We start from the raw sequence: 7085 nt of genomic DNA, 5'->3' as shown, positions 1-7085 counted from the left end.
GCCGACCCTGCCAGCCGTTCGTCGAGCCGTCATCAGCGCACTTGCCATCCCCATGATGGCAATCCGATGTCCCCACTGCAAAGGGCAAATTCGGACAGCAGAATATATTCTGCCAAAGTAGTGCTAGGATCTCCTGGAGTTCATGTTTATTCTTATGCTGTCCAATGTCAGTAGCATAGTAAGGCTCACTTACCAGAGCCATTTGATAATACGCAGTACCAAAGACAGCACCCCATGAAGAAGCTCGCAATTCTTCGCTCGCCCCGTAACTCACGGTACATTCTGTAGCGTTGTTGGATGTGACAGCGCCTTCCCTTAAATTTTTGAAATGAGATCTCTGTAGAATCTGAATTGTCCTCTTCTCAATCCTTCAACGAAGAAAAGGATTCCTCTGAACGAACCGCCCCGGCTTTGCCGGAGACAGTTTGGTTTAAGTTATGCGGCTAATGCTGATGCGTCCAGCATGGCATAATATTGTTCTTCGGCCTCGACTGGCGGTATGTTGCCGATGGGCTCCAGAAGGCGGCGATGGTTGAACCTATCTACCCATTCGAGCGTAGCAAAGTCCACGGCTTCGAAGTTGCGCCACGGCCCACGCCGAGGGATGACTTCGGCCTTGTAAAGACCGTTGATCGTTGCGGCGAGAGCCATGACTGTTGCCGACGCTTCCGACGGAAGACTCGATTCCTGCCTCCGCCAATCGTTCGGAATAGCGAATTGACACAGCGATCCTTGCGTGCCTTCTTGTTCCGGTATTTCGCTCCCAGCCACATATCAAACTCGTGGAGCATGATGTTGGACAGGAGCGGTGACAGAACGCCACCTTGCGGAACACCCTCGTTGGAGGCTGTAAACAGGCCACGATCGATGTGGCCTGCCTTCAGGAACCGTTGGAGAAGATCGACGAACCGTCCGTCCTGCACCCGTCGCCGCACGCATCTCAGAAGCAGCCGGTGATGGACCGTGTCGAAGTAGCTGGCCAGATCACCTTCGATGATCCAGCGGCCCCTCGTCGTGTCGGCTCCATCCTGAAGCTGTATCCTTACAGTGCGGACGGCATGATGCACGCTCCGTTCCGGCCGGAAGCCATAGGATAAACGATGGAAATCGCTCTCCCAGATCGGCTCCATGGCCATCAGCATGGCGCGTTGAACGATGCGATCCGTCAGGGTCGGAATACCCAGTGGTCGTAGCTTGCCGTTAGGTTTCGGGATATAGATGCGCTTGACCGGCTGGGGGTGATAACTCTCCTCCAGCAGGCTTGCCCGCAGGTCGTCCAGATGCTGATCTAGTTTGACCTGCAGTCGCTGCTTATCCATTCCGTCGATACCCGGCGTTCGTGCGCCACTTGACGCAAGAACCATCCGAGCGGCCTCGGCAAGCCATTCCCGATTGGCAATCAGCCGAAGAACCCGATCAAACCTTCGGTTTGGATCGCTCTCGGCCCATGTTGCGAGCTTGTGCTGCATTTCGCTGATTATCAAAGGTCTTCACCTCTCTTGGTCAGATAGTTTGCACTTCAAGCAGTTTGAACTGTTCCCCTTCGCCATGTGGCAGGCTTTCCCTGCCGCGGACTACTGCCATAACTCCGCCAGCCTGATGGACATCAGGGTCAACTCCCTTGCGACGCCGTGCTTCGTTGTCATTCCATCATGCCTTGCCTCGTTCATATGCTGGAAGTCAGCGCATTGGTGAGGTTGCCGGTCGCAGTCTTTACCCTTGCGTTCCGCAAGTCGATGCCGATGCCATGGTCTGGCTGCATTCTCCCCATGACCTTATACGGGCGACCTACATATACGATCGTATTCGGATGCCACCGACTACGAGTCCGGCAGCTTCATCAGCATTCCGCCTGTTAAGCCGTGTATGCGAAGGCGATATTTCGGCCCTCAGATGCGGGTTAACCGGTTCGTGTTCCTCAACCTTCCAATACTTCAGCCTCGGGAACCATCTTGGCGTAACGACTTCGCCTCAATCCCCTTTACCTGCGGGCTACGTCACCCTGCCAGTTGACGGCAGGTCACCGCCGCTTGGGCTCATAGCTAGGCTCCTGTTGTTGGTGGAAATCTGTCGGTATCAAATAGCGCCGGCTTGAGCAGTTGTTGTGGAGTGAATTAAATGTACAGTGATGTCTGTTTGCTGCGCGGATGGAGAGATAGATATCCACCGTTGCGAATGAAAGACTTGTGAAAGAAATCTTGAAGTATATCATGAATTTTAATGACATTTTTACATATTAAAATAGAGCATTTCTATAACTTCGATTTACTGATTGCGTTCATGGAGCGGATATTATACATATTACTATGCATAAATTTGCTTTGGGTTTGTATCATATCGATAAGTCACATTCCTGCCGCAAAAATTGCTTGATTTTTGCGTCCGGGCGCGCTAGAAACCGGCATTACCGAGAATGAGCGGCCGGTTGGTAGTCCGGCGCATTCGACCCTGTCGGATGTATCAATCGTGCCTCATGCACGTAGCCCACGGTGCCTTTCAGGGGCGCGTGGACGGATTCCCGGAAGCGTGCTCCTTCAATATCGAGGGGTGAGGTCCGGATGCTCTCATCGTCTTAAGAAGGTTCAGACGCCCGCCTGCGGGTGATCGCAAACCGCGCGGTATGCCTGACGGCCAGCCGACGGGTGGCCGTCCTTCCAACCCTCTCGACAGTTCAAAACCTGCAAGCGCGGCCCCTCCTCCCGGGCGCCGCGCGCAATGACGATGTGGCGAAGGAATGATGATTCAGGCACGCAAACACTCGAAGGCCGGCATGTCCATGCTGGCGGCTACCCTGCTCCTGCTCGGTTGCAATACCGCTCTCGCGCAATGGGGCGACACTCCTCCCCCTGCCGTCAGCGTGATGACGGTACAGCAGGAGGCGGTTCCGGTGGTCAACGAGCTTCCCGGCCGCATTGCAGCGACCAGGATTTCGGAAGTGCGCGCCCGCGTGTCGGGCATCCTGCTTGAACGCGTTTTCGAGCAGGGCGCCCTCGTCAAGGAAGGCGACGTCCTTTACCGGATCGACCCGGAACTGTTTCGCGTACGGGTCGAAAGTGCCGACGCTGCCCTTCAGAAAGCCGAGGCGACGCTTGCCAATGCGCGCCAGCAGCTTACCCGCCAGCTGACGCTGCGGCAGCGTAACATCGCCAGCGGCGTCGAATACGATACCGCCGAGGTCACGGTGAAGCAGGCCGAGGCGGATGTCGCCGCGGCCAGGGCGGCGCTCAAGGAAGCGAAGATCAATCTGGGCTACACGGAAGTGCGCGCACCGATCAGCGGCGTCATCGGCGGCGCTCTCATCACAGAGGGCGCGCTCGTCACCGCCGACGGCACCCAGAACCTGGCGCTGATCCAGCAGATCGATCCGGTCTATGCCGACTTCACGCAGCCTGCCGCCGAGCTCCTCAGGCTCAAGCGCGCCGTCGAGCGCGGCGAGCTCAACAGTCCGGCGCCCGGGCAGGTCGAGGTCGAACTGCTGTTCGACGACGGCAGCTCCTACGAACACCGCGGCCGTCTTTTGTTCTCCAGCGCGAGCGTCGATACGACCACCGGACAGGTGACGCTGCGCGGCGAGTTCCCGAACCCGAAGGGCGACCTGCTGCCGGGTCTCTACGTGCGCGTCAAGGTCGCGCAGGCCGTTCTCGGCAAGGCGATCTCCGTTCCGCAGCGCGCCGTGACGCGAAGCATGGAGGGCGTGGCCCAGGTCATGGTCGTCGGCGACGGCGACGTCGTGCAGCCGCGCGAGGTCAAGCTTGGCCGCGCCACGGGCACCAGCTGGATCGTCGAATCCGGTTTGCAGGCGGGCGACCGCGTCATCGTCGACGGGACGATGAAGGCGGAGCCCGGCGCCAAGGTCGTGCCCGAGCCATGGCAGGCGCCGCAACAGCAGACCTCCACTTCCCTTTCGAACAACTGATCCGGGCCGCTTCATGTCGACTTACTTTATCAATCGCCCAATCATGGCCTGGGTGATCGCGATCTTCCTTGCGATCGCCGGCCTTATCGCGCTGCCCTTTCTGCCGATCTCGCAGTATCCCAAGGTCGCGCCGCCGCAGCTGACCGTCACCGCCACCTATCCCGGCGCCTCGCCGACTGACCTCTATCAGGGCGTCACGCGCCTGATCGAGGAGGAGCTCAACAGCGTCGACGGCCTGCAATATTTTGAATCGACCTCGGATACGTCCGGCACGGTGACGATCACCGTGACTCTCGAATCCGGCGTCGAGATCAAGCTCGCCGCCGTCGACGTCCAGAACGCCATCCGCCGCATCGAATCGCGGCTGCCGCAGGCCGTCGTCCAGCAGGGCGTCACCGTGGAAGAGGCCAGCACCGGCTTCCTGCTGTTCGTCTCGCTCAACTCCACCGACGGCAAGCGCGATCAGGTGGCGCTCGGCGACTATCTGAGCCGCAACATCCTCGGCGAGATCCGCCGTATCGACGGCGTCGGTCGCGCGCAGCTGTTTTCCGCGCAGCGCGCCATGCGCGTCTGGGTCGATCCCGACAAGATGGTCGGCTATAATATCAGCGCCGCCGATATCAATGCGGCGATCTCCGCCCAGAACGCCCAGGTCGCGGCCGGCCAGATCGGCGCTGCCCCGAGCCCCCTCAACCAGGACCTGACAGCCACCGTGCTGGTACAGGGCCAGCTCGCCGATCCGGCCGAGTTCGGCGAGATCGTCCTCAAGGCCAATCCCGACGGCTCGACGGTCCTGCTCAAGGACGTCGCCCGCATCGAGATCGGCGCCGAGAACTACAACATCACCAGCCGGCTGAACGGCCAGCCGAGTGCGCAGGTCGGCATCCAGCTGTCCTCCACCGGCAACGCAGTTGCGGTTTCGACCGCGATCAAGGCGAAGATGGAGGAGCTCGCCGCCTTCTTCCCCGACGGCATCAGCTATTCCATGCCCTATGATACCAGCCCGTTCGTCTCGGCATCGATCGAGAAGGTCGTGCACACGCTGATCGAGGCGGTCGTGCTCGTCTTCATCGTCATGTTCGTCTTCCTGCAAAACTTCCGCTACACGCTGATCCCGACCATCGTCGTGCCGATCGCCCTGCTCGGCACCTGCGCCGTCATGCTGGCGACCGGTTTCTCGATCAACGTGCTGACCATGTTCGCGATGGTGCTCGCCATCGGCATCCTCGTCGACGACGCCATCGTCGTCGTCGAGAATGTCGAGCGCATCATGGCCGAGGAAGGACTGTCGCCGAAACAGGCGACCATCAAGGCGATGGGCCAGATCACCGGCGCGATCGTCGGCATCACGCTGGTGCTCGCCTGCGTCTTCGTGCCGATGGCCTTCTTCCCAGGCTCGGTCGGCGTCATCTACCGCCAGTTCAGCATCACCATGGTCGTGTCGATCCTGTTCTCGGCCTTCCTGGCGCTGTCGCTGACGCCGGCGCTCTGCGCGACCTTCCTCAAGCCGATCGCCAAAGGCCACCACGAGAAGAAGGGGCTGGCCGGCTGGTTCAACCGCAGCTTCGACCGCGTCACCCATGGCTATACGCGCTCGGCAGCCGGAATGGCGCGGCGCGCCGGCCGCATGATGGTCGTCTACCTCGCGCTCGCCGTTGGTCTCGGCTACCTCTATGTCAACCTGCCGAGCGCCTTCGTTCCGGAAGAAGACCAGGGCTACATCATCGTCGACGTGCTGGGTCCTTCCGAGGCCAGCCGCGAGCGGACCGTCGAGACGCTGAAGCAGATCGAGGGCTTCTTCAAAAATGAGCCCGGCGTCGCCAATGTCGTCGCCATCCAGGGCTTCAGCTTTTCCGGCAACGGCGCCAATTCGGCGATCATGTTCGTGACGCTGAAGGACTGGGCCGAACGCGGCCAAGGCAACAGCGCCCAGGACATCTCCAACCGCATCAACATGCAGCTGTTCGGGCTGAAGGACGCCATGTCCTTCGCGCTGTCGCCGCCGCCGATCGAAGGCCTCGGCACGTCGGCCGGTTTCACCTTCCGTCTGCAGGACCGTGGTCTTCTCGGCCAGCCGGCGCTGCAGCAGGCTGCCGGCGAACTGATGGGCAAGGCGACCGCGGGCGGCAAGATCGTCGGCATTCGCCCCGAAGGCATGCCGTTCGCCGCGCAGGTGATCCTCACCGTCGACCGTAAGAAGGCCAACACCTTCGGCGTCACCTTCGCCGACATCAACGACACCATCACCGCCAATCTCGGTTCGGCCTATATCAACGACTTCCCCAATGCCGGGCGCATGCAGCGTGTCGTCGTGCAGGCGCAGGACAAGAGCCGCCTGCAGACCGAGGACCTGCTCAAGCTGAATGTGCGCAACGCCAGCGGCGGCATGGTGCCGCTCTCGTCCTTCGCAAGCGTCGACTGGCAGATGGGGCCGTCGCAGATCATCGGCTATAACGGCTATCCGGCGGTGCGCCTGTCCGGTTCGCCCGCTCCCGGCTTCTCGTCGGGCGATGCCATCGCCGAGATGGAGCGGCTGGCCGCCGAACTGCCGAAGGGCTTTGGCTACGAGTGGACCGGGCAATCGCTCGAGGAGATCAAGTCGAGCACCCAGGCGCCGATCCTGTTTGCGCTGTCGATCCTCTTCGTCGTGCTGCTGCTCTCGGCGCTCTACGAAAGCTGGTCGATCCCGCTGGCGGTCATCCTGGTGGTGCCGCTCGGCGTCGTGGGCTGCGTGCTCGCCGTCATGCTGCGCGACATGTCGAACGACATCTACTTCAAGGTCGGCCTGATCGCGATCATCGGCCTGTCGGCGAAGAACGCAATCCTGATCGTCGAGTTCGCCAAGGACTATTATGCCGAGGGTCGGAGCCTGCTGGAATCGGCCATCGAGGCGGCCCGTGTTCGTTTCCGGCCGATCGTCATGACCTCGCTCGCCTTCACGCTCGGCGTCGTGCCGCTCGCTATCGCGACCGGACCGAGCGCCGCCAGCCAGAACGCCATCGGTACCGGCGTACTCGGCGGCATGATCTCGGCGACCGTGCTGGCGATCTTCTTCGTGCCCGTCTTCTTCGTCTTCGTCCTCAAGGTCCTGCGTACCAAACGCCCCCACCATGAGGACGCCGCAGCGGCGTCGCCGCCTGCCGCTGAGGCCTCCCACCCCCATTGAGGG

Annotated in this window: 2 protein-coding genes and 2 pseudogenes; 2 read left to right on the top strand and 2 right to left on the bottom strand. The window is 60.8% G+C overall.

All coding sequences use genetic code 11. The features are described 5' to 3' along the window. Positions 1-435: 435 nt before the first annotated feature. Together I3J13_RS22985 and I3J13_RS22980 are read right to left on the bottom strand one after the other, a co-directional pair. Positions 436-724, bottom strand: a pseudogene (locus tag I3J13_RS22985) (IS3 family transposase); the annotation flags it as partial. 52 nt (positions 725-776) lie between these two features. Then, positions 777-1319, bottom strand: a pseudogene (locus I3J13_RS22980) (reverse transcriptase domain-containing protein); the annotation flags it as partial. Between the two features lie 1451 nt (positions 1320-2770). Here I3J13_RS22980 and I3J13_RS22975 point away from each other — a divergent pair. Continuing rightward, complete coding sequence (locus I3J13_RS22975; protein ID WP_420867954.1) at positions 2771-3916, top strand: efflux RND transporter periplasmic adaptor subunit; 1146 nt, start codon at positions 2771-2773, stop codon at positions 3914-3916. A 13-nt stretch (positions 3917-3929) separates the two neighbouring features. Next, positions 3930-7082: an efflux RND transporter permease subunit gene (locus tag I3J13_RS22970; RefSeq protein WP_196380353.1), complete on the top strand. Its 3153-nt coding sequence runs from the start codon at positions 3930-3932 to the stop codon at positions 7080-7082. Positions 7083-7085 lie beyond the last annotated feature (3 nt).

The organism is Agrobacterium leguminum, from assembly GCF_015704895.1.
GTDB classification, from domain to species: Bacteria; Pseudomonadota; Alphaproteobacteria; order Rhizobiales; family Rhizobiaceae; genus Agrobacterium; species Agrobacterium leguminum.
The sequence above is the reverse complement of the archived record's forward strand: the minus strand, read 5'-3'. Positions and strand labels throughout refer to the sequence as shown.

Bases quoted from the DNA above. Each gene is read 5' to 3' on its own strand.
- I3J13_RS22975 (WP_420867954.1), top strand. From the start codon at position 2,771: ATGTCCATGCTGGCGGCTACCCTGCTCCTGCTCGGTTGCAATACCGCT.
- I3J13_RS22970 (WP_196380353.1), top strand. From the start codon at position 3,930: ATGTCGACTTACTTTATCAATCGCCCAATCATGGCCTGGGTGATCGCG.